Origin of the sequence: Pseudoalteromonas sp. '520P1 No. 423', from assembly GCF_001269985.1 — a bacterium.
Classification (GTDB): Bacteria; Pseudomonadota; Gammaproteobacteria; order Enterobacterales; family Alteromonadaceae; genus Pseudoalteromonas.
Genome location: NZ_BBZB01000002.1, coordinates 237,486 through 258,178 on the forward strand (window position 1 = coordinate 237,486; position 20,693 = coordinate 258,178).

Here is a 20,693-nt window from a genome sequence, read left to right on the forward strand (position 1 = left end):
TCTTAACCGATTAGTACCGTTGGCATACCCGCTACGATTGACCCACCATGAGCTGAGGTATCACCCATTCTAATGGCTGGTTTTCCGCCAATTAATACTGTGGCACTGCCCATAACTAAACTGTCAGGCGGGCCAACACAAGTTGCGCTATCCCCCATTACAGCAGCAGGTAAACTACCAATTAAAACCGTGGGAGCACCAGGACCAATTATTGGTCCTCCAACATGAGGAATGGGTGGTACTGCTGGTGTTTGCATCGGACATACATGCATATCCGTCATTCTTGCTGCAGGTTGCCCCATTAGCTTTCCTCTTTAATTTTGAGAAGTGCGGTTTTCGCACTTTTACCATTGGCAATATCTATGCCTAGCTGAATCGCTTTAATGTAAAACTGCTCATACCCCATTTCACCTTCCTGCCATTGCGGCACTGCTGCTGCAACTGTTATGGCTGCTGATACTGCATGACCATATAAAAATGCAGGCGGCATCACTGCGGGTAATTCAGGTGCAACAATAGAGCCAGTTCCAGACCAAAAAACAGCTTTTGCAACCCATGATGGTGCTGACTCTAAGCCAACTCTATCAGCTAATTGGTTTGCTCGCACTCTATGTGTTTCATTAGGTTGTTTTAACCAATTACGGGCGCTATTAATGGCATGAATTTGAGTATCATCCCATTCATTTTCACGAAGTTCCATAACAATGCTTGCCCAGTTAATTGCATCAACCATAGGTAAAGCATGAGAAATAAATTGCACCGTATCATTAAATAATTTTGCTTCATTTAATGTTGCAATAGCTTCTATCGGTGTCATTTTATCTAGCAGCAGTGGTTTCGCATCATCGCTTAATTCATATCTCACTAATATAGATGCGATAGTTTGATTTGGAATTTTTTTATACATTAATTTACCTGTACTAAAGAGCCTGAAACTTGGGTAATACCTGAAGATGATACTTTAGTCATAGCTGATGAACTAAGCTCTGCTCCTGCACTACCTGTAACTTTAGCTTGGGCTGATGTACTGACAGTAACACCTGCATTACCCGACATTTCAGCATTAGCATTTGCACTGGCTTTAAAATTACTGCCAGCACTGATTTTAGTTTCAGCATTGCTATTGAGCTTTATATTAGCGCCGTTAACTTGAACATCACCAGTTGAATCAATCGATAACTTATCACATTTAATAGCAATACCACTTGTGCTTAGTTCAATGGAGTTACTACCTACTGTTAAAGTGATTTTATCATCAGCTTCCATGGTAATTTGCTTGGCTTTTTCAGCTAAGGTTTCTTTAATCGTTAAAGCATAATTATCGTTACCCGTTACTGTAATGGCTTTTTCTGTGGTGCTAGAAAACTCATTAGTCACAGTTTGTTTAAAGTCATTTTCGATTTCAATAACATGATCTTTTGCAGCATGAAAATATATCTGTTCATTATCTTTTTTATCATCGAAACGAATTTCATTTGCAGTTTCACCCAGCTGAGTTTTAATCCCGCTTTGTGTACTGTTGAGTTCATTATATGGCGGTGGGTTTTTACTATTATAAACACTGCCAATAACCAAAGGTTGATCGGGGTCATTATTGACAAAGCTCACTAACACTTCATCGCCCACTCTAGGGATAAACTGTATACCTAAACCAGAGCTTGCCATTGTTTGTGCTACGCGGATCCAACAACTAGGGCTATCACCACCTACTTTATCCCAATGGAATTGCACTTTAATACGACCACTTACATCATGCTGAGGTTGACCAACATCACCACCAATTACAATTGCGGTTTGCAAACCATTGATCACCGGTTTTGGAATAAATTTAGGATAACTTGGGCTTTTTATTGGACGGCATATAAATTGATTTGAATAACTCACTGATTGCTCAGCAGCTTCGATAGTATGAATAATTTCTTCTATGGCATAATCGCCAAGTTGGCTACTATCAGGATGTGCTGACAGTGTAAATTGCGTTGCTAATGTTAAATCTTCAACAATGCTTTTGGCTTCAACCAAACTGAAATCACTTTGCACTTGATTTAGTCGTTTTTTAACCACTTTACTGCTTAAATCACTCATATCACCTTTAACTGAGTTGGCCCCAAATTCATATTGAGTCAGTTTTTGCGTATTTGCGATAGTATGAGAAGAGCTAGAATCACCACTATCAACAACTTGAGTGCTTTCATAATCATAATTAACACTGCTTATTGCAGCGCCATGAAGCTTAAGCTTTGGCTGCCATTGCGTAACCAACATTTGCTCGCCAGTACGGCTTGCTTTGTAATCTAATTTAGCAATGATTGCATCTTCATAAGGTGAGTCTGGGTCTTGCAGATTTAACTGATGGCTATTACTTGTATGATTAAAATAATAATGAATTCCCTGCTCAGCTAATAACCTTTGCACAAAGTCAAAATCAGTTTCATTATATTGCACACAATAATTACGCTCATCTGAAGGTAATGTGCCTAAAGTATAGTTTCCTGAAAAACCAGCATCATCAAATACTTCAGATAAAATATCAGATAAGGTTTTTTGCTGAAAAACACGATAATTTTTACGAAAAGTAAGTAACCATAACCAAGGTCTTAGTACGACTTTATAATGCTGGTAGCCATGATCACTTTGACTTTCAAGTAACTGAACTTCAGTTAAATAGCCATTAAATACACGCTTTTCTTTTTGTTTATTATCGGCAACTTCATTCCAGTGACATGTAATAGGTTGACCTAGTTGATCATCTGCTGAAAAATTACTGCTTACTAATACACCTTGGATCAAAAACGCAGTTGATAAACTTTCATTAATAACCAGCTTATGACCCAAGTGAGTATTGTTATTTGAATCTGTAAAATATAACCCTCTATTTTCAAATTGATAAGCCACACACTTTCCTTATAATTTCAATTTTTGAGGATTAACCTCAAGTCGTTCTGGGTTATTTAATCTAATAATACTCTGGCGTTATCGCCTTGTTCATAAATCAGCAAGCTAACGGTAGATAAGGATTTTATTTCCGCTAAGCTGACAACGAGTGAGTGATTACCCCGCTCAACATTATCATTTAATCTTTAACTATTTTTTATTTTTTCTAATTCAACTAAAGCTTTTGGTACACGAGTTTTAACAAAGTTAAACCATTTTTCGCTCATGTTTCTGCTGACTTTAGCGATAACTTCTTTATTGGTGATAGTACATGGTTTATTTAAAGCACCGCCATCACGTAATACATCATAAATAATATGACCATTCTTTTTAGCCACCATCATATTTTTAGTATTAAGTTGTAACTCACCAATATGACCATTACTCATTTTTAAGAAAAACTTAATATCTTTATAACCCGCATCAGTGGCACCACAGTTATATTTAGCGTTATCACCTTGCCCTGTATCATATCTATCTTTCATAGCGAAAATGCTTTAATTCAATAAACTCTTTGGTTAAAGAAATCATAGCTTTAGCTGCAACCATATCTTCCATAGAGTCAAAGATAATGGTCATTCTTGCTGTATCTTTTAAATCACCAATATTGTAATTACGTTTACGGTTGGTTATTTTATCTAAAGCACCATGAAAATCTTTTACTCCAAAATAGGCACCAGAGGGCTGTTTAACTGCACCTTTACATACATGAACAGCATACTCTTTTAATTCTTATTGTGCTTCAAAGGTACTTTGAAACATCAAAAATAATTGTTTCCTCTTCAACTGTGTATTGGCTATCTGATTTCTAGCTTTAAAGTCTCAGGTCTTATTAGCGAGTTTATTACTCGTATTAGCATCTAAATAATTTGATAAAGTGCCTTTTTGCGTCATGATATTCAACATAGACACATCTTGATTTCTATTTGCATCATTTGCATATTCATTAGATGCAATTTTAGCTTTTAATTTTTGCAGTTTTTGTTCATAAGTTTGATTGTTAACTAAACGAAATCCTTGCGACATACGACCTTGTAAGTTAATTTTGGCCATTACAGCAGCTTTATTTTTTTTACAATTGCTTGCTGAATTTTTATTTCTTCAGCCTCAACAGGACTGTAAGCTTGTTTAGTATTTAATGGCATATTAGTCTCACTTATATTACGAGCTGTGATCAATTTAACACTCAAGTGTATTCAGTCAAGCTATCAGGTAAAAATTACCCATAAAGAAGCTGTGCTTGATGTTTTTTACTCGAGTATTGGCTATGTAATAAGCTAAGTTGGGATATTTCATTATCTATCAATACCCTTAACTGCTGCATGGCTTTGAGTCGTTTGGATGTTTGATGTACTTTGTTGTTAGGATCTAACCAGTGATGTAATGGTTTAAGTATTTTATTAGATATATATTCAATTCTATTTGTTATATCTTTTAAGCAAGATGCTAAATGAGACTTAGTGATCACCACAGCATATTTTGATTTACTGGTTTGAAATATTTGACTGTAATTTGTCAGCCCTTTATCAATCGCTTGTGTAAATTCATGACGGCGACCAAAAGTCACCCAACTAAGCTTTTTCCATTTAGATAAGCCTATCACTTTATCGCCTATCATAGTGCGATTAAAGGCTTGTTCATTGAGCCAAGTTTTGGTCAATATTTGATTATTAATACTTTTTAAAGACATTTCAAATTGCTTCATTTGTGCAATATGATCTTCTTGATGCATATCGGTTTGACTTAATTTTGATTTATTAAACCAGGTAATATCATCTAAAACACCTTTACCTGAACCTACTTTAGTAACGGTTTCTTGTAAATTTGATTTATCAAAACGTCTAATTTCACTTAAATGTGCAGCTCTGTGAATATCGCCCAAATAACCTTTAGTTAACGCTTTATGTTTTAAAATTGCTTCTCTGAGTTGATCTGCGTCTTCTCGTAAGGCATCACCTATGCCCTCGACTTCACATGGATGTTCATCCATTAAACGCCTTGCTTCTTCCTGCATAGGTTTTATATGATCTTCTATTACTCGCTTTGTGTAATTAATCCAAGTAGAAAAACTATATGCATTACCAGGAAGCATAGATACAAGCTGACTTTGCGTACACGTACTAATGACATAACATGCTAATAAAGGGCTTGTTTTAAATATTTCTAAATCAAATGTTGATACATATAAGCGTTTAAATAATTGATTAACTTTTCTTATTTCTTTGCAATGCTGTACAGTTTTAATAATGCTCGTAAGGGTTTTTCTAAAGTCATTAGCCCACTTTACGGCTTGTGATCCTACAGGTGCGAATGCATCTGTTGCAGCCGATGCTAAATCAGCAGCTAAATCAACCGCCATAGCATTACGCTCAGATTGCAGCGCATGTTTTAAACTATTAACTGCAGCTTTTGGATCACCCTGCGCAAAGAAATACTTGGCAATTCTAGTTTGTCTAATTTTCATTTGCTTTTTGACTAAGGCATAAACTTTAGGTGCAAATTCAACGATAAATTCAGCTGTACTTGCCAAAGGGATCAGGTGCATTAACAAGTTTTCTAATAATTTATAGATCTCTGCTTTTAGCATATCTATAAATTCCATAACTGTAATTTGCAGTGATTTAATTAGATTTAAAACAAAATTAACGACATTCGCTATGATCCCGTCTAAAGTCGTTTTTCCTGACACATATTTAACCGCTTGGGTGACACCAGATTTTACTTTAGCAATGATCTCTGCAACCATGCTAGGTACACTAAAGCCTTTAAATCCGAGCTGCTCTAATAAATCTTTTACGTCATTAGCAAAATCTTTAGCCGTTTTTAATTTGCTTTTAAACTTCATATTACAACCACGAAAAATTTGCATACAGATTTCTTTCTGTGCTTCTTTCATCATGGCTAATTCGCGTAATGATTGCGTATCTGTTTTTTGGCCAAAAAATAATTGTAAATGTAGCTTCCAAGGTGCTTCTGATTTGGTATTTCTAATAGATAAGCGGAAATCTTCCTTTGACTGGCACCATAAACCAAATTTAACTTTTAGATCTTCTAAAGTGTCTTCTGATTTATCAATATGATAGTTTCGGATAGCGTCATCAACATCCTTTAATAACTGGCTTCTCGCTGAGAGTCTCCCAGCATAAGTTTGTTCTTTCCATTCGTCGTAACTCATGAGCATAGGTAAAGCCATAGTCCAATCCACTTATTATTTTTAAATTTATTTAATTATAGAAACAAAAATCATTTTTACCTTAGGACTGATAGTTTTCCAATAGTTTCATTCTGATTTTTTTAAATATAGTTTAAAAAAGTTTTACTTTTTGTATTTCGGATTATTTTAGGATAATAATGAATAACAAAAAATGAAGCACTTAGTTTACCCCTCAAGCAAAGTCTTTGCGATAACTGAAAGCTTACTTGGTTTTATCGTTTTAATTTCTTGGTATTTTAAACAAACTTTAATTATCCAATTACACACCTCTGCTGCGCCTAAGCATTTTAATTTAATGCCAACAGAGCTGAGTTTAGAGCATGACAGCTATGTAAGAGGTTTTAATGCTAATAAAAAACCTATTGTTATTAAAAAGAGAAGTAACTTAGAGGGGTTACATAAAAATCAAAGTAAATTCCCCATTGATATTACATTAGCTGAAATCTCAGTAGCCGATCAACAACTTTTTATTGGAGTGATTAAAAACATTTATTTTGAAAACCGCACCATAGAGGAACTTGATAAAGCCAGATTCGAAACTGAATCCATCAAAATTGCGAAAAGCAAATTTATTGAATATATGGGCCATGAAATAAAAAGCCCAATGAATAGTATATATGGTGTTTTACAAATTTTAAGCCATGAGTCTAGCTCTGAATCAAGTAACAAATTAATTGAACAAGCTTTATTTTCCTCAAAATCATTAATTTGCACTATAGACGATATTATTGAATTTTTTAAAATTGAAGGTGATAAGCTTTTTATTGAAGAGTCAGTTTTTAGTCTTAAACGGCTATTGTAAACTTTAATTAATGATATGCAGCATGAAGTAAAAAAGAAAAAATTAAATGATCAATATATTACTCAAGCAACTTTTAAAATGGCTGGTTAGTAGATCCTATTAGGATCAGGCAAATTGTATTAAACTTAATCTTGAACTCATTAAATTATACTCAAGACGGTAATATTGATATTCATATTATTGATTCTAGTACTAATCGCAAATCCATTAAAATTACCCTAACAGGCGCAGGCATGAGTAAAGAAAAAGCTGCGAGCCTGTTTATCCATATAGATCAAGGAATAAAACTCACTACACATTAATGTGATGGCTCCTGCTTTTTAGTGATCTTGCCTTTAATAAAACAAGATAAAAACTTTCAAGAAATGCATTTACATACCCAAGAAGTTGTACATCATTATGATAATAAACATATATTACTAGTAGAAAACGAAGCTGTAAGCCAAGTCATTTTAAAAACGATGCTTGAAGCAACTAAAGCCAATGTCTCTTTAGTTACGAACGGACATGAAGCCCTTGATTATTTAAAAGATAAAAAAACTGATTTAATTATGATGAATACTCAACTTCCATCGATGAATGGAATAGATGCCTGTAAAGCAATTAGAGAGCAAAACTTTATCATGCCCATCGTTGCTGTGGCTGAACATAAAATACAAGATGATATTAATAATTTTGAACAATTAGGATTTAATGCCCGCATTGATAAACCTATTGAGCTGCATCATTTATATAAAGTCTTAACTGAGCAATTTAGTTAATACGATTTATTAAACCCTTTATATAAAATTTTCTTTTAACAGGGCTTAAAGAAATCAGTAAACAAACAGCAATCCATAAAAAAGCGCAATTTACATAACAGATATAAATTGCGCTTTTTTAAAATTAATATGAAGAAATTTAAGTTACATCAAAACTCTTGCTGTAACGCCTATCAAGGCGATGCCTGTAATTTTATCTATGATATGAACATTTTCTCTAAGCTTTTCGAGTACACTAGATTTAGATAAAACTAAAGCAATTAAACAATACCAAAGTGTATCTATTCCCCCTACCGTACTCACCATAATGATTTTTTGACCAAAACCAGCACCAGCCTCAATGAATTGACTGAATAATGCTATAAAAAAAATGGCAATTTTAGGGTTTAAAAAAGCTATCATAAAACCTTCAAAGGCACTTTGTTTTAACGTAACCGTAGAGGTTTCTTGTTTTAAACTACTTAAAGATGAGTTTGAAGTTAAAGCTTTAAATGCTAGCCAAAGTAAAAAAACTGCTCCCGCATATTTTATGATATTAAATAGCCAAGGCGTTTCTTTAATAATAAGCGCCATACCTAATATGGTTAATACGGCATATAAAGCTATTCCTGCACCATGTGCAATACTGACAACAAAACCATTAAGACGCCCACCTGACATAGTATGTTTTAAAACTACCATCAAACTCGGTCCCGGTGTCATAGCGCCTAAAACACAAATAGAGGCCAGTGATAACCATGCTGCTAATTCCATACTTTATATCCCCTTTAAATAATATGAAATATTGTAACTAACATTTCACATGAATATAAATCTAAAATTTTAATTTCAGCTATCACTTTATTTCATACCTTAAAATAATATCAATTATTGAAAGGCATATTCTGCGGCACAGATGCAAATAAATTAATTTCTAAATTTTGTGTTTTACCCGCCTCTAGGGTGACGCGTGTCTCTTTTAAAGGTGTAACTGGGGTTGGCAGGTTTTTAATCACATATTCACCTTCTGGTAAATTAATAGCAAGCTCACCTTCACTTTTGGTTTTTACGACTTGTATTAGCTTTTCTTTTTTATCATAAATATTAAAAGATTGCTGTATTTGTGTAAAATTACAATGCTTTTTCATCTGCTCAGATGTATCTAGGATTTGCCCAGGACACATAGCGCGATTTGCAATTAAGTGTAATGTACCCGTTGTGTTTATTTTCTCTATTGATGTTTCCTCATTTAATGCATTATTTCCTGTAGAGCTCGTTTCTTCCTGACAGCCACTCATAGCTAACAAGGCTAAAAATATCAAACTATGTTTTACCATATTACCTTCCTTAAAAATTAGCCTAGGCGTCCCTAGGCTAATTAATTTGTAAATAAGTAAGCTAAATTAATTGCTTAATTACTTTTTGAATCTACGACCAAAAAGACCCGCTAATGCAAGCAGTATGAAACCAAAAGTACCACCGCTACTTTTCTTTTTCTCTACTGTTACATTGATATTTTTGCTCACAGTGTCATTTTCAGCTTGGCCATCATCAGCAACAACCGTAAATGTGATGCTGCCATGTTCACCCTTTATTGCGCTTAAGCTTAGTGCGCCAGTTTCATTATTAAAAGCAACATTAACTAAACTTGAAGTTTCAGGGTAAATAGAATAGCTAACTACTTGGTTTTGCTCATTTTCAGGCACTTCACTTGCTGATACAGTTACTGATGCAGCTGTTGAGAAGTCTTGCTCTAATGTTAAGCTAGATTGGCTAACACTAAACTCAGGTGCGTCGTTAACTGATTTAATATCAAATTCAAAACGCCCTTTAGTTGTATTGTGTTGTTCACCATCACTACCACGTAGGAAGAACTCATCAGTACCAAAATAGTTTGATTCTGGTGTATATCTCACATTATCAAAATCAGCTAAAGCAATATGTTGCCCTTTTGTCACTGCCTCATCTGCTAATGTAAACTCTCCTTTGCTTGGTAATGACTCTACATATACGTGAGTCACTGATTCATCATCGGCAATATCTTCACTGATTAATGATTGCGACAATGCAAACGTCACATCTTCGTCAACTTCTAGTTCAGCGCCTTTTAACTGGACTTGAGGCAATTTGCCAAGTTGTACTCTAAATACACCACGGCCATGAGTAAATGCATATAATTGGTTATCTACAATTGTTAAGTGCTCTGTCATAACATTTGCAAAATCTGTATTTTCAACAACCCAATTATCACCACCATCAAATGATACAAATAGACCGAGATCTGTACCTACATATAATCTTTTGCTATCTGATGGATCGACAACAATTGTATGTACTGGGATATCAGGAATACCATTATCGGCACCTAAATTATCAATGGCTTTCCAAGTCACACCACTATTTTCAGATTTCCACACATGATTAACACCAAATGTTGAGTATGTCGCATACGCAATTTGGCTATTATTAGGGTCAAATGTCACAGAAGATACATTACCTAGCACTGGCTGAGATGGATGCCATTGGGTATCACTTTGTGTCTCACCCGCAGCTTTATTATGAACAATAAAACCACGAGATGTACCTACTAATACATTATCCGAATCACCATTAGCAATACCAAAAGCTGTGATACTGCTACCTTCAGGCATAGAGTCAGATGCACGGTCCCAAGTTTGGCCCTTATCATTTGTTCTCCAAATGTAATTACCACCTGTCCATAATCTATCTGGGTTATTATTATCTAGTAAGTGTGGCGTGATAAATCTAAAGCCGTTATCTGGTTCATGCTCACCAAAGTTAACACTTGCATTATTCCAACTCGCACCTGAGTCATAACTTACTTGTAATGAGTTATAAACATAAGAAGAGTAAATAATATCTGAGTTTGTAGGATCGATTGATGTATAACCACCGTCTCCACCACGGATTTCAACCCAAGTTTGACCGCCTTCAACCGTGCCCATTTGAGTACCGTTATCTTGTGAACCTGCAGCATATTTACTACCATCACTTGCCGCTCCACCATGATAGAATTGTGTAACAGCATAGCCATTATTCATGTTTTCAAATTTAATATATTCTTCTTGTGCGTAACCAATTGAGTCATCATTATACCAAGTTGAGTACATTAAGTGACACATATCAGATACCACAGCAAACACATTACCTTGTGCATCTAAAGTACGCTGAACACCACCATCATTACCTATGTACATGGTTTTATTAGTTGTGCCATTATAATCTGGATGGAATACAATAATATGGTTATCAGCATGGATATAACGCTCATGACTTGGATCTAACCACCATTGGCTAGCAATACCAAAGTTTTTACCGCCATTATCTGAACGTAAAACGTCAACACCGCCTACCCAAACTCTTTCTGCGTCACTTGGATCTACAGCTAATGTTAAATCATACCAACCTTGCCCTGTACCTATTTTAGATGAGCCGCCCCAACACTGCTGATTAACCACACCATCACCATAAGTATAACCAAGCATACTTCTTGCTATTGGCGCTTCTTCTGGTGCTGTATCTCTACCAACCTGTTTAGTCCAAGTATCGCCCCCATCCATAGATCTAAATAATGAATGAAGTGCATTAGTATTCACATCAACCGCTAACGCGTAAACAGAATCTTGGTTAGATGGTGATAATGCCACTTCGATACGACCAAAATCTTCATTGCCTTCAACTAATGAATCAATTGTTGTAGTCCAAGTTGCACCTGCATCTTTAGAAACAAGTACTTGGCTAGGTGCAGTATGGTTACCACATGCAGCAACTAAGTAATCTACCTCTTTATCTGTACGTAATTCAATATCTAAACAACCAACAGGGAAAGTACGATCACCTGCTTGTACAGAGAAATCTGCGGCATCAATTAATTTAGTCCAATCACCACCCGCGTTATCTGTTTTAAATAAACCACCATTACTAGCTACATACATAGTTTTTGGATTGTTATGACTAACTACAATACGGTAGATGAAGTGAAAATCAGGGTTGTTTACTGTAGATGCTATCGAATTCCAGCTCGTTCCCGCATCTGATGAAACAAAAATACCATTGCCTCGCATAATACCTGTGTAGCGGAAACCTTCACCAGTACCTGCATAAATAATATCAGGATTACCTGGTTCAAAATTTAATGTAGTAACAGCTAAATGCGTCATTAAATCATCAAGTGGTTGCCAGTTTTCACCTGCATCGGTTGTTTTCCAAACACCGCCTGAAACACCTGCTGTGTACATAGTATCTGGTGTTGTTGGGTGAAATAAAAGAGCACGAGTTCTACCACCTACATTACCTGGACCTAATTGCTCCCAACGATCAACCGTATCACTAGCGTTTACACTTGATGCGTATAGCCCATTTTCCTGTGGTTGTACAAAAGATTGCGCCGCTAAATCATAATGTGGCTGTTTTTGCATATATGCGCGTGCAATATCATACTTTTCAACTGGTAACTGTTTCATGCCTATTGGCATTCTTTTAGCGTTAAAAAACTCTGCAGCTTCACTTGGCTTACCATATTTCGCCTTATGAATAAGTTTTTTTTCTAATTTGGCTTGAAATCTATCCGGTAATTGCAGTTGACTCTCATCAACAGACTGGCTTGATTGGTACATATATCCACCAATTGCAAGCAATACACCAGTAGCAACTAAAGTTTTAGACATGAAACGTCCCATAGTGTTCCCTTTTTATCTTATAGTTAATTGTTATTACCTGAACTAAAAACCCTATAAAAATATAGAATTAAAGTTCTATTTTAGTTTTTAGTAAAATAAACCGAAAGCATTTGTATCCTTTTTTTCGACAGCAAGCTAACAATAAATTGATAACTTTGTAAACGTATGTAAAAAGTTAGAATTGAAATGAAACCTAAAATAACAATCAAACCACTGATTTGAAAGAAAATATAACTACAAAACTCAAGCATTCGGCTAGTTAACTTAAATATCACAACTTATATAAAATTTTAAAACAAACCGTATAATGTTCTGCGAATTAACAATGCTTCTATCTATATAAGTTACTATTAAATATGATACTTTTTCCTAGCTTTATTTTATTAACCAATATCGTTCAACCTGCTTTAGATACGCCAAAAGTTGAACGTATCCAAGTCAATATTAGTCGGAACTTACTTAACTCAACGCCTGTCACATCCAATAATGTCCAAACGCTTAATTCAGAACAGCAAATTAGTTTAGATAGAAGCATCGCTGATTGGCTCAACCAAATCCCAGGGGTCAGCATGAACGGGCAAGGTGGATTGATGCAAAGCTACAGTATACGAGGATTGAGCAAAGCTAGGATCAGAACAGAAGTCGATGGTATTCCTATTATTACAGATAGAAGAGCGGGTAATTCAGTCTCTTTTATTCCAACGAACTTATTGTCAGATGCAATCGTTCAAAAAGGCGCAAGTTCTACCTTATATGGCTCAGATGCTATGGGTGGTGTCATTAGTCTTTCAAGTATCACTCCTCAAGAGTTAAATGTATCGATGTCACAACAAACCAATGGGGATCAAAGTGACATTTCAATATCTAATGGCAACGATGCAATACAAGCTGGCGCTGCTTATCGAAAAGCTAAAAATAGCCAAGCAGCAAATGGTAAAGAGCTGCATACCGAATTTGAACAAGCAGCAGGTTTAATTAAATATCAAACCGATTTTAGTGATTTTAATACTCAAACCAGCTTTTTGATCAGTGAAACAACAGATATAGGTAAAAGTTCATCAAACTTCCCAGATAAGAAAGTTACGATTTATCCAAGTGAAATCCATAGCCTCAGTCAATTTCAATTGAGCTATCAAGATCTATGGCTAGTAAAACTGTACCATCATTATCAAAACTGGGAGAGCCAAGTAGATCGCATTAGCTCAAGAACAAATAAAACTTTTTATCAAGCGCATACCATTGGCAGCTTATTTTACAGCCACCACAACCTTCATACAGGAAAAGGACGATACGGCATAGAATGGGTTGGTAGAAGAGGCGTTAAAATCTCAGAGCAAGAATATGATTTGTCTCATACTTTAACTTTTGAAAAAAACTTATTAGATGGTAACCAAGATAATTTTGGTTTATTTATTGATGAACATTGGCAATACGATGATTTTAAATTTATGGCTGGTTTAAGATACGATAGTATCAAACAAACAAATCAAATCACACATACCGCTCGCCATGCTAGTAAATTAAACTCAAGTTTATCTACAAGCTACTTAGTATCAGATCAATTTGATATTCATGCTGAATATGGCACAGGCTTTAGATTTCCAACTTTATCTGAGCTGTACTTTAATGGCGAAACACCGAGAGGAACCACATTAGGTAATAAAGACTTAAAACCTGAAACCAGTAAAAGCTATGCTATTGATCTGAACTACCACTTTGAGAACAGCAATTTATCATTAAGTACGTATTTACAAAACTTAGATAATTATATTCAAAGGTATCGCGTAAATAGTGATTTGAGAAGTTATCAAAATATTGATGAAGCACGCATTAAAGGTTTTGAACTCAGTTACGAATTCCAAGTAACTGATAACTTCACTCACCAAGTCTCATATCAAAAACAAATAGGCACAGATAGTGACGGACAAACCTTAGCAGATTTACTTCCTACAAAATGGACACTTAATAGCCAATGGTTTTTAAACCGCGCAAGTATTTTAAGTAACATTTCATATAGAAAAGAAAAATCTGACATTGCAGACGGTGAACAAGCATTAAATAGTGTTTTGTTATGGGATTTAAAATGGCGCTACCATTTAAGTGATCAATTTAATCTCAGCCTCAGTGCTAACAATCTATTAGATAAATTATATTATGGTACAGCAGATGAAGATGCAGACTTCCAACCAGGTAGATCATTTGGTATCTCAATAAACTACCAAAGTGAATAAACTATTTTTTGAGCACTTTTAAACCATAACTAATGGTTTTTTCTAAATGGGATTTACATGCTTGATAACATATTTCTCTAAACCATTTATGCTCAGGATCTAAATTATTTTTTGCATGCCATAAAATATAATATTCATGAGGCTTTATATCTAATGGTAAAGGTTTAATCTGTAAATCATGTAGCTGAGAAAAATCTGCGGCGATATGCAAAGGTGTGGTTAAAATCGTATCAGTCTGCAATAGTAATTCTATTGCAGACTGAAAAAATGGTACTGAAGCAAATACGTTTCTCTTTTTACCAAGTTCAGCTAAAGCAGAGTCAACAGGGCTATCTTTGTCACCCCCACCACTTATAACAATATGTTTTGCTTGCGTATAATCCTTTATTGTAAAGGGGCTTTCCACTTTTGGATCTGAATTTCGCATCACGATCACCAATTCATCTTCAGCCATTTTTTTGCCATAAAGATTTTCAGGTACAGTATCAATAATAGTTGATACCAAATCCAAAGATTTGTGAGAAAGCTCAGTTAACCAATTTTTTTGCCATAGTTGATATTCAATACTGATATCTGGCGCACTTTTTACCATTTGAGCACTGATCTGAGGTAAAATAAACTGTGAAACATAATCACTCGAAGCTAATTTAAACTTACGTTTACATTGGATTAAATCTAACGTTTTTGGTAAATACAAATTATCTAATGTTTGAATAATACTAGGTAACTGTGTTTTTAATTCTTCACCCCTTTGTGTCAGCACAAAATGATTAGCTTCACGAATTAAAATGGGATCATGAAAGGCATCACGAATTTGAGATAAAGTTTTACTCATAGCTGATTGCGTCACATTTAAAGCCTTTGCAGACTCGGTCAAGTTACGTGTATGTAGTAAAGATATAAGTGCTGGTAACAACTTATAGTTATTCAAAAGTGATGCCTTAAATTATAGAAATACATTCAATGAGAAATTATCTCAATGAGTTTATAACTTTTTATAAATCATTTCATCAACAGAGAGCTTGCCGGCACCTTGAATTAATATATTCACAACACCTGCTAAAAGTAATAATTGAAATTCATAACCCCCTTTACCAAACATGCCAGCATCCAAATGTACAAAACCGATTGCCACTAGCATTACAATGACTAAACTACTCGCCGCCACACGTGTCAATAAACCAATAATCAGTAATGCGCCGCCTAATGTTTCAGCAAGCCCAGCTGCAATAGCCAATAAATAACTAGGCTCTAACCCCATGCTGCCTAGCCATCCAGCAAAACCAGCTGGATTGCCTTCACCAAAGAGTTTCCCCCAGCCATGACCAATAAAAATTACACCTAAAACAAGCCTTAAAATAACTGGTGCCAGTTGGTTAGTGTTGCTATCTAATATACTTTTTGCTAAATCTTTCATAATTGTACCTAAATTAAATTAATGAAAGTATTTTAGTGACTTAGAAGCATGAATAAAAATTCTAATTTAGACTAAAAACCATGAATTTAACTCATGCCTGATGATAAGTATACTGATGCAACGCCTAATAATGAAAACAAACTAACTAAGGCAAGTATTGGTAATTTCAATGATTTTAATAGATAGATACCCAATACTACCAAAGCCATATCTATATTATTGATCACAGCGCTTTGAAAAACAGGCTGATATAGAGCTGACAATAATAGACCTACAACAGCAGCATTGACCCCATTCATCGCTCCAGAAATACTGGCATTACTTGCTAAAGCCTGCCAATTTTTTAAAACAATTAATATCAATAAAAAGCCAGGTAAAAAAATAGCTAAAGTCGCTAATAATGCACCTAAAATTGGAGAGCTGGGTAATAACTCAAAACCTAAAAAGGTGGCTAAGGTAAACATAGGTCCAGGCACAGCTTGTGCTGTGGCATAAGCAGTTAAAAATGCGTCTTGGCTTAGCTGTTCTCCCACTAGCCCTTCTAATAGTGGTAATACAACATGTCCGCCACCAAAGACTAAACTACCAGCTTGAAAAAAGTCAGCGAAAAGCTGCGTATGTGCGTTCAAATGCGACAATACTGGCAAACCAATCAATAAACCTATAAAAATCACAAGGGGTAGCCAGCTTAATTGTATTTTAGCGTGTGTATTTGAGCTGATGTTATCTTCTTTGCTTAAATAAAGCTTACCAATGTAAGCTGCAAAAATAAGCACACACATTTGTGTATAAAGAGAAGGAATAATTAACAACGCCATTGCGGTAAAGGCAAACAAGAAAACTGAGGTTTTGTTCTTACAAAAATTATTAAACATGCCCCAAACTGCGTCAGCTACAACAATTACGGCGAGTAATTTTAAGCCATGGATCATACCTTCAAAAAAGGTATTATCAGAAAAACTTTGACTCATATAAGCGATTGCTAACATGACAAAAACTGAAGGTAACGTAAAACCTAAAAAAGCGGCTATCGCCCCTGGTAATCCAGCTCTGTGATAACCAATAGAAAACCCCACTTGGCTAGAGCCTGGTCCAGGCAAAAATTGGCTTAAAGCCACAAATTGACCATAATCTTTATCACTTAACCATTGATGCTTTTCAACAAAAGCTTGTCTAAAGTAGCCAATATGTGCAGCGGGTCCACCAAAACTCATACAGCCTAAAATAAAAAACTTAGAAAAAATTTCGAACATGTTTCCAATCTATTTTTACAATTAATAAAAATAAGATAATAAAACCACACTTATGATTCAAATTGATTGTGTTAATTAAAACTATGAATACAATTAATATATGATTTTTTGATTGTAATAATTTTATGAAAGAAGTTAGCTGGCGTGCCATAGATCTCAACCTACTTGTTGTTTTTAATGCCTTAATGGAAGAAAAAAGTGTTTCAAAAGCGGCAAACACACTCCATATAAGTCAATCAGCTATGAGTCATAGCTTATCTCGTTTACGTGATTTATTAGATGATCCTTTATTTGAGCGTCAAGGTCATTCAATGCTTGCTAGCCAAAAAGCGCTTGATCTCGCACCTGTGATCTCTGGCATTTTAAATCAAATTTCTAAACAAGTTTTAAACTCAAGCTCTTTTGAGCCAATTGACTTTACCAGCACTTTTAAAATTGGCTTAACAGATTATGCCGAATTATTATTTGCTCCTGTATTATTTGATGTAATCTCCAAATATTCACCTAAAAGCCAGATTTGTTTTTATCATGTCGATAAAAGTAATTTTGAATCGGTTTTTAAAGAACACCACCTAGATTTAATGCTAGCTAGTATCAATAAAACACTCAAAAACTTTAATCGAAGTCATGTTTATACAGAAAAACATGTATGTTTATTTGACAAATATGCAACAGGGATCACAACACCTATATCACTAAAACAATATTGTGATATTCCTCATGCTTTAACTAGTTCTAATGGTCAGATGGCATCGCCCATAGATGCGCAATTGGCAAAACATAATCATCACAGACACGTAAAAGTCACTTCCCGTAACTTTTTAACCTTACGGCATTTGTTAAAAGGAAGAAATTTATTATGTGTCGTACCCGAGTTAGTCGCAAAAATGGATCTATTTTCCAATGAACTCACTTATGGCACCCCACCCATAGCAGTAAACGACTTTAACTTAGAAATTCTATGGGAGACCAGAAACGACCAAAATGCCAAAAACCTTTGGTTACGTGAGCTAGTCAAAGCAAGTATTTCGGAACAAGTTGCTCAATTAAGGCTAAATTAAAGTTTAAAAGTAGATCTTAGAAGTAAATGATTGTAAATGGATATAAAAAAAGTCATAAAAGCTTATATAAGACACTGATATTAAGACTAATTCACTTCATCGACAAATACTAGACTTTCACTTTGTTTCACTATAGTTTAACCGGTTCAAATAAAGCTACTAGGGAAAAGTTCGATGATTAAAAAAGCGCTCACATGTGCTGTATTAATGGCACTGACAGCATGTGGTTCACAAGAAGTAGAAAATAAAAATACCACAGAGGCTGAAGTAAAGAATGTAAAAAGCCAAGTTGCAGCAATTACCTATCCAGAAACTAAAAAGGGTGATGTTGTAGATACTTATTTCAATACTAAAATAGCAGATCCATATCGCTGGTTAGAAGATGATATGAGCGAAGAAACTGCTGATTGGGTAAAAGCGCAAAATAAAGTAACCGCAGATTACCTTTCACAAATTCCATATCGCGATGAACTAAAAGCAAGCCTTAAAAACTTAATGGATTACGAAAAAGTAGGTGCACCATTTAAAGAAGGTAACTACACCTACTTTTATAAAAATGACGGATTACAAAACCAATATGTAGTTTACCGCCAAAAAGAGGATGGTGAAGCTGAAGTATTTTTAGACCCAAATAAATTCAGTGAAGATGGCACCACATCACTTGCAGGTTTAAGCTTTTCTAAAGATGGTTCTCTTGCTGCTTATCAAATTTCTGAAGGTGGCAGTGATTGGCGCAAAGTAATCATCATAGACGTTGAATCTAAAAAACAAATAGAAGAAACGCTTATTGATGTTAAATTCAGTGATATATCTTGGATTGGTAATGAAGGTTTTTATTACTCAAGCTACGACAAACCAAAAGGTAGCGAACTATCTGCTAAAACAGATCAACATAAATTGTATTTTCATAAGCTAGGTACAGCTCAAAAAGATGACCAGTTGGTATTTGGTGGCACAGATAGCGAAAAACATCGTTATATTGGCGGGTATGTTACTGAAGATGATAAATATTTATTAGTATCAGCATCTGTTTCAACATCGGGTAATAAACTATTTATTAAAGATTTAACTAAGGCTAACAGTGAACTTGTTACAATTTTAAATAATACAGATTCAGATACGCATGTTTTAGATAATATAGGCAGCAAACTATTTTTAGTGACTAACTTAAATGCACCAAACAAAAAAGTAGTTACCGTTGATGCAGCTGATCCTAGCCCAGAATACTGGGAAGACCTGATCCCTGAAACAAAAAATGTATTAAGTGTTTCTACTGGTGGCGGCTATATTTTTGCTAAGTACATGGTTGATGCAATTTCTAAAGTAAAACAGTTTGATAAATCAGGTAAAGAGATACGTGAAATAGCACTTCCTGGTGTCGGTACTGCAAGAGGTTTTAGCGGTAAAGATGATGATGCAACTTTATATTACTCTTTCACTAACTACAAAACACCAGGTACCACTTTCACTTTTGATGCATCAAAAGGAGAAAGTAAAGTATACCGCAAATCAAATGCTAAATTTGATAGCGAACAATACGAGTCTAAACAAGTATTTTATAAATCTAAAGATGGTACAAAAGTACCTATGATCATTACCCATAAAAAAGGCATTGAATTAGATGGCTCAAACCCAACAATTCTTTATGCGTACGGTGGTTTTAATGTCAGCCTAACACCAAGATTTAGCCCAACACGAGCAGCTTGGTTAGAGCAAGGCGGTATTTATGCTGTTGCCAATTTACGTGGCGGTGGTGAATACGGTAAAGAGTGGCATAAAGCGGGAACTCAACTACAAAAACAAAATGTTTTTGATGATTTTATTTCAGCAGCTGAATTCTTAATCGACAAAAAATATACTTCAAGCCCTAAACTGGCAGTAAATGGTGGCTCAAACGGTGGTTTACTTGTTGGTGCGGTTATGACGCAACGCCCTGAACTATTTAAAGTTGCACTACCTGCCGTTGGTGTATTAGATATGTTGAGATACCATACTTTCACTGCAGGTGCCGGTTGGGCTTACGACTATGGTACAGCTGAGCAAAGTAAAGAAATGTTTAATTACTTAAAAGCTTATTCTCCTGTCCATAATGTAAAACCTGGCGTGCAATATCCTGCAACTATGGTAACAACGGGTGATCATGATGACCGTGTAGTACCTGCTCACTCATTTAAATTTGCAGCTGAGCTACAAGCAAAACAAGTAGGCACTAACCCTACCCTGATCCGCATTGAAACTAATGCAGGCCATGGCGCAGGTACTCCTACAAGTAAAACCATTGAGCAATATGCTGATATTTATGGTTTCACTTTATACAATATGGGTGTGAAAAAACTGTAAA

Annotated in this window: 19 protein-coding genes; 6 read left to right on the forward strand and 13 right to left on the reverse strand. The window is 35.1% G+C overall.

Annotated elements, in window-relative coordinates; translation table 11 throughout:
- Positions 1-2: 2 nt before the first annotated feature.
- The 7 genes from PSA_RS19675 to PSA_RS19695 form a co-directional block, all read right to left on the reverse strand.
- The gene (locus PSA_RS19675) at positions 3-302 is read right to left on the reverse strand and encodes a PAAR domain-containing protein (protein ID WP_042146139.1); all 300 of its coding nucleotides are present in this window, start codon (positions 300-302) and stop codon (positions 3-5) included.
- Positions 302-907, reverse strand: coding sequence for a hypothetical protein (locus PSA_RS19680; protein ID WP_042146141.1), 606 nt, complete (start codon positions 905-907; stop codon positions 302-304). The genes PSA_RS19675 and PSA_RS19680 overlap by 1 nt, the downstream gene beginning before the upstream one ends.
- Positions 907-2,895, reverse strand: a complete 1,989-nt coding sequence (locus PSA_RS19685; RefSeq protein ID WP_052380020.1) for a type VI secretion system Vgr family protein — start codon at positions 2,893-2,895, stop codon at positions 907-909. The genes PSA_RS19680 and PSA_RS19685 overlap by 1 nt, the downstream gene beginning before the upstream one ends.
- A gap of 185 nt (positions 2,896-3,080) precedes the next feature.
- Positions 3,081-3,419, reverse strand: coding sequence for a hypothetical protein (locus tag PSA_RS25970; protein WP_197276856.1), 339 nt, complete (start codon positions 3,417-3,419; stop codon positions 3,081-3,083).
- 337 nt (positions 3,420-3,756) lie between these two features.
- On the reverse strand, positions 3,757-3,987 hold the full coding sequence (locus tag PSA_RS25975) for a hypothetical protein (protein WP_197276857.1): 231 nt from the start codon (positions 3,985-3,987) through the stop codon (positions 3,757-3,759).
- Positions 3,987-4,112: a hypothetical protein gene (locus tag PSA_RS26930; protein WP_269432849.1), complete on the reverse strand. Its 126-nt coding sequence runs from the start codon at positions 4,110-4,112 to the stop codon at positions 3,987-3,989. Before PSA_RS26930 ends, PSA_RS25975 begins: the two co-directional genes overlap by 1 nt.
- A 41-nt stretch (positions 4,113-4,153) precedes the next feature.
- Complete coding sequence (locus PSA_RS19695) at positions 4,154-6,127, reverse strand: hypothetical protein (RefSeq protein ID WP_042146143.1); 1,974 nt, start codon at positions 6,125-6,127, stop codon at positions 4,154-4,156.
- A gap of 172 nt (positions 6,128-6,299) precedes the next feature.
- Between PSA_RS19695 and PSA_RS19700 the strand changes: the two genes are divergently transcribed.
- The 3 genes from PSA_RS19700 to PSA_RS19705 all read left to right on the forward strand — a co-directional run bounded on the left by PSA_RS19700 (position 6,300) and on the right by PSA_RS19705 (position 7,711).
- Positions 6,300-6,950 carry a histidine kinase dimerization/phospho-acceptor domain-containing protein gene (locus PSA_RS19700; RefSeq protein WP_042146146.1) on the forward strand — a complete coding sequence of 217 codons (651 nt, stop codon included), beginning with the start codon at positions 6,300-6,302 and terminating at the stop codon, positions 6,948-6,950.
- A 104-nt stretch (positions 6,951-7,054) separates the two neighbouring features.
- Positions 7,055-7,252 (forward strand): ATP-binding protein, encoded by a 198-nt coding sequence (locus tag PSA_RS27325; protein ID WP_371257872.1) that lies wholly within the window; start codon positions 7,055-7,057, stop codon positions 7,250-7,252.
- A gap of 21 nt (positions 7,253-7,273) precedes the next feature.
- Complete coding sequence (locus tag PSA_RS19705; protein WP_042146148.1) at positions 7,274-7,711, forward strand: response regulator; 438 nt, start codon at positions 7,274-7,276, stop codon at positions 7,709-7,711.
- Between the two features lie 144 nt (positions 7,712-7,855).
- On the opposite strand, the gene PSA_RS19710 is transcribed toward PSA_RS19705, so the two are convergent.
- The 3 genes from PSA_RS19710 to PSA_RS19720 all read right to left on the reverse strand — a co-directional run bounded on the left by PSA_RS19710 (position 7,856) and on the right by PSA_RS19720 (position 12,378).
- Positions 7,856-8,464: a LysE family translocator gene (locus PSA_RS19710; RefSeq protein WP_042146150.1), complete on the reverse strand. Its 609-nt coding sequence runs from the start codon at positions 8,462-8,464 to the stop codon at positions 7,856-7,858.
- Between the two features lie 110 nt (positions 8,465-8,574).
- Positions 8,575-9,027: a hypothetical protein gene (locus PSA_RS19715; protein WP_042146152.1), complete on the reverse strand. Its 453-nt coding sequence runs from the start codon at positions 9,025-9,027 to the stop codon at positions 8,575-8,577.
- A gap of 78 nt (positions 9,028-9,105) precedes the next feature.
- Positions 9,106-12,378: a hypothetical protein gene (locus PSA_RS19720; RefSeq protein WP_127924133.1), complete on the reverse strand. Its 3,273-nt coding sequence runs from the start codon at positions 12,376-12,378 to the stop codon at positions 9,106-9,108.
- Between the two features lie 368 nt (positions 12,379-12,746).
- Between PSA_RS19720 and PSA_RS19725 the strand changes: the two genes are divergently transcribed.
- Positions 12,747-14,621, forward strand: a complete 1,875-nt coding sequence (locus PSA_RS19725; protein WP_052380022.1) for a TonB-dependent receptor domain-containing protein — start codon at positions 12,747-12,749, stop codon at positions 14,619-14,621.
- A gap of 1 nt (position 14,622) precedes the next feature.
- Here PSA_RS19725 and PSA_RS19730 read toward each other — a convergent pair whose 3' ends face one another.
- The 3 genes from PSA_RS19730 to chrA form a co-directional block, all read right to left on the reverse strand.
- Complete coding sequence (locus PSA_RS19730; RefSeq protein WP_042146154.1) at positions 14,623-15,552, reverse strand: LysR family transcriptional regulator; 930 nt, start codon at positions 15,550-15,552, stop codon at positions 14,623-14,625.
- A gap of 54 nt (positions 15,553-15,606) precedes the next feature.
- Positions 15,607-16,038, reverse strand: coding sequence for a DoxX family protein (locus PSA_RS19735; protein ID WP_042146156.1), 432 nt, complete (start codon positions 16,036-16,038; stop codon positions 15,607-15,609).
- A gap of 86 nt (positions 16,039-16,124) precedes the next feature.
- Complete coding sequence (gene chrA, locus PSA_RS19740; RefSeq protein ID WP_042146157.1) at positions 16,125-17,291, reverse strand: chromate efflux transporter; 1,167 nt, start codon at positions 17,289-17,291, stop codon at positions 16,125-16,127.
- Between the two features lie 125 nt (positions 17,292-17,416).
- On the opposite strand from chrA, the gene PSA_RS19745 reads away from it, so the two are divergent.
- Together PSA_RS19745 and PSA_RS19750 are read left to right on the forward strand one after the other, a co-directional pair.
- Complete coding sequence (locus PSA_RS19745; RefSeq protein ID WP_042146159.1) at positions 17,417-18,352, forward strand: LysR family transcriptional regulator; 936 nt, start codon at positions 17,417-17,419, stop codon at positions 18,350-18,352.
- A gap of 174 nt (positions 18,353-18,526) precedes the next feature.
- The gene (locus tag PSA_RS19750; protein ID WP_042146161.1) at positions 18,527-20,692 is read left to right on the forward strand and encodes a prolyl oligopeptidase family protein; all 2,166 of its coding nucleotides are present in this window, start codon (positions 18,527-18,529) and stop codon (positions 20,690-20,692) included.
- Position 20,693: the final 1 nt, after the last annotated feature.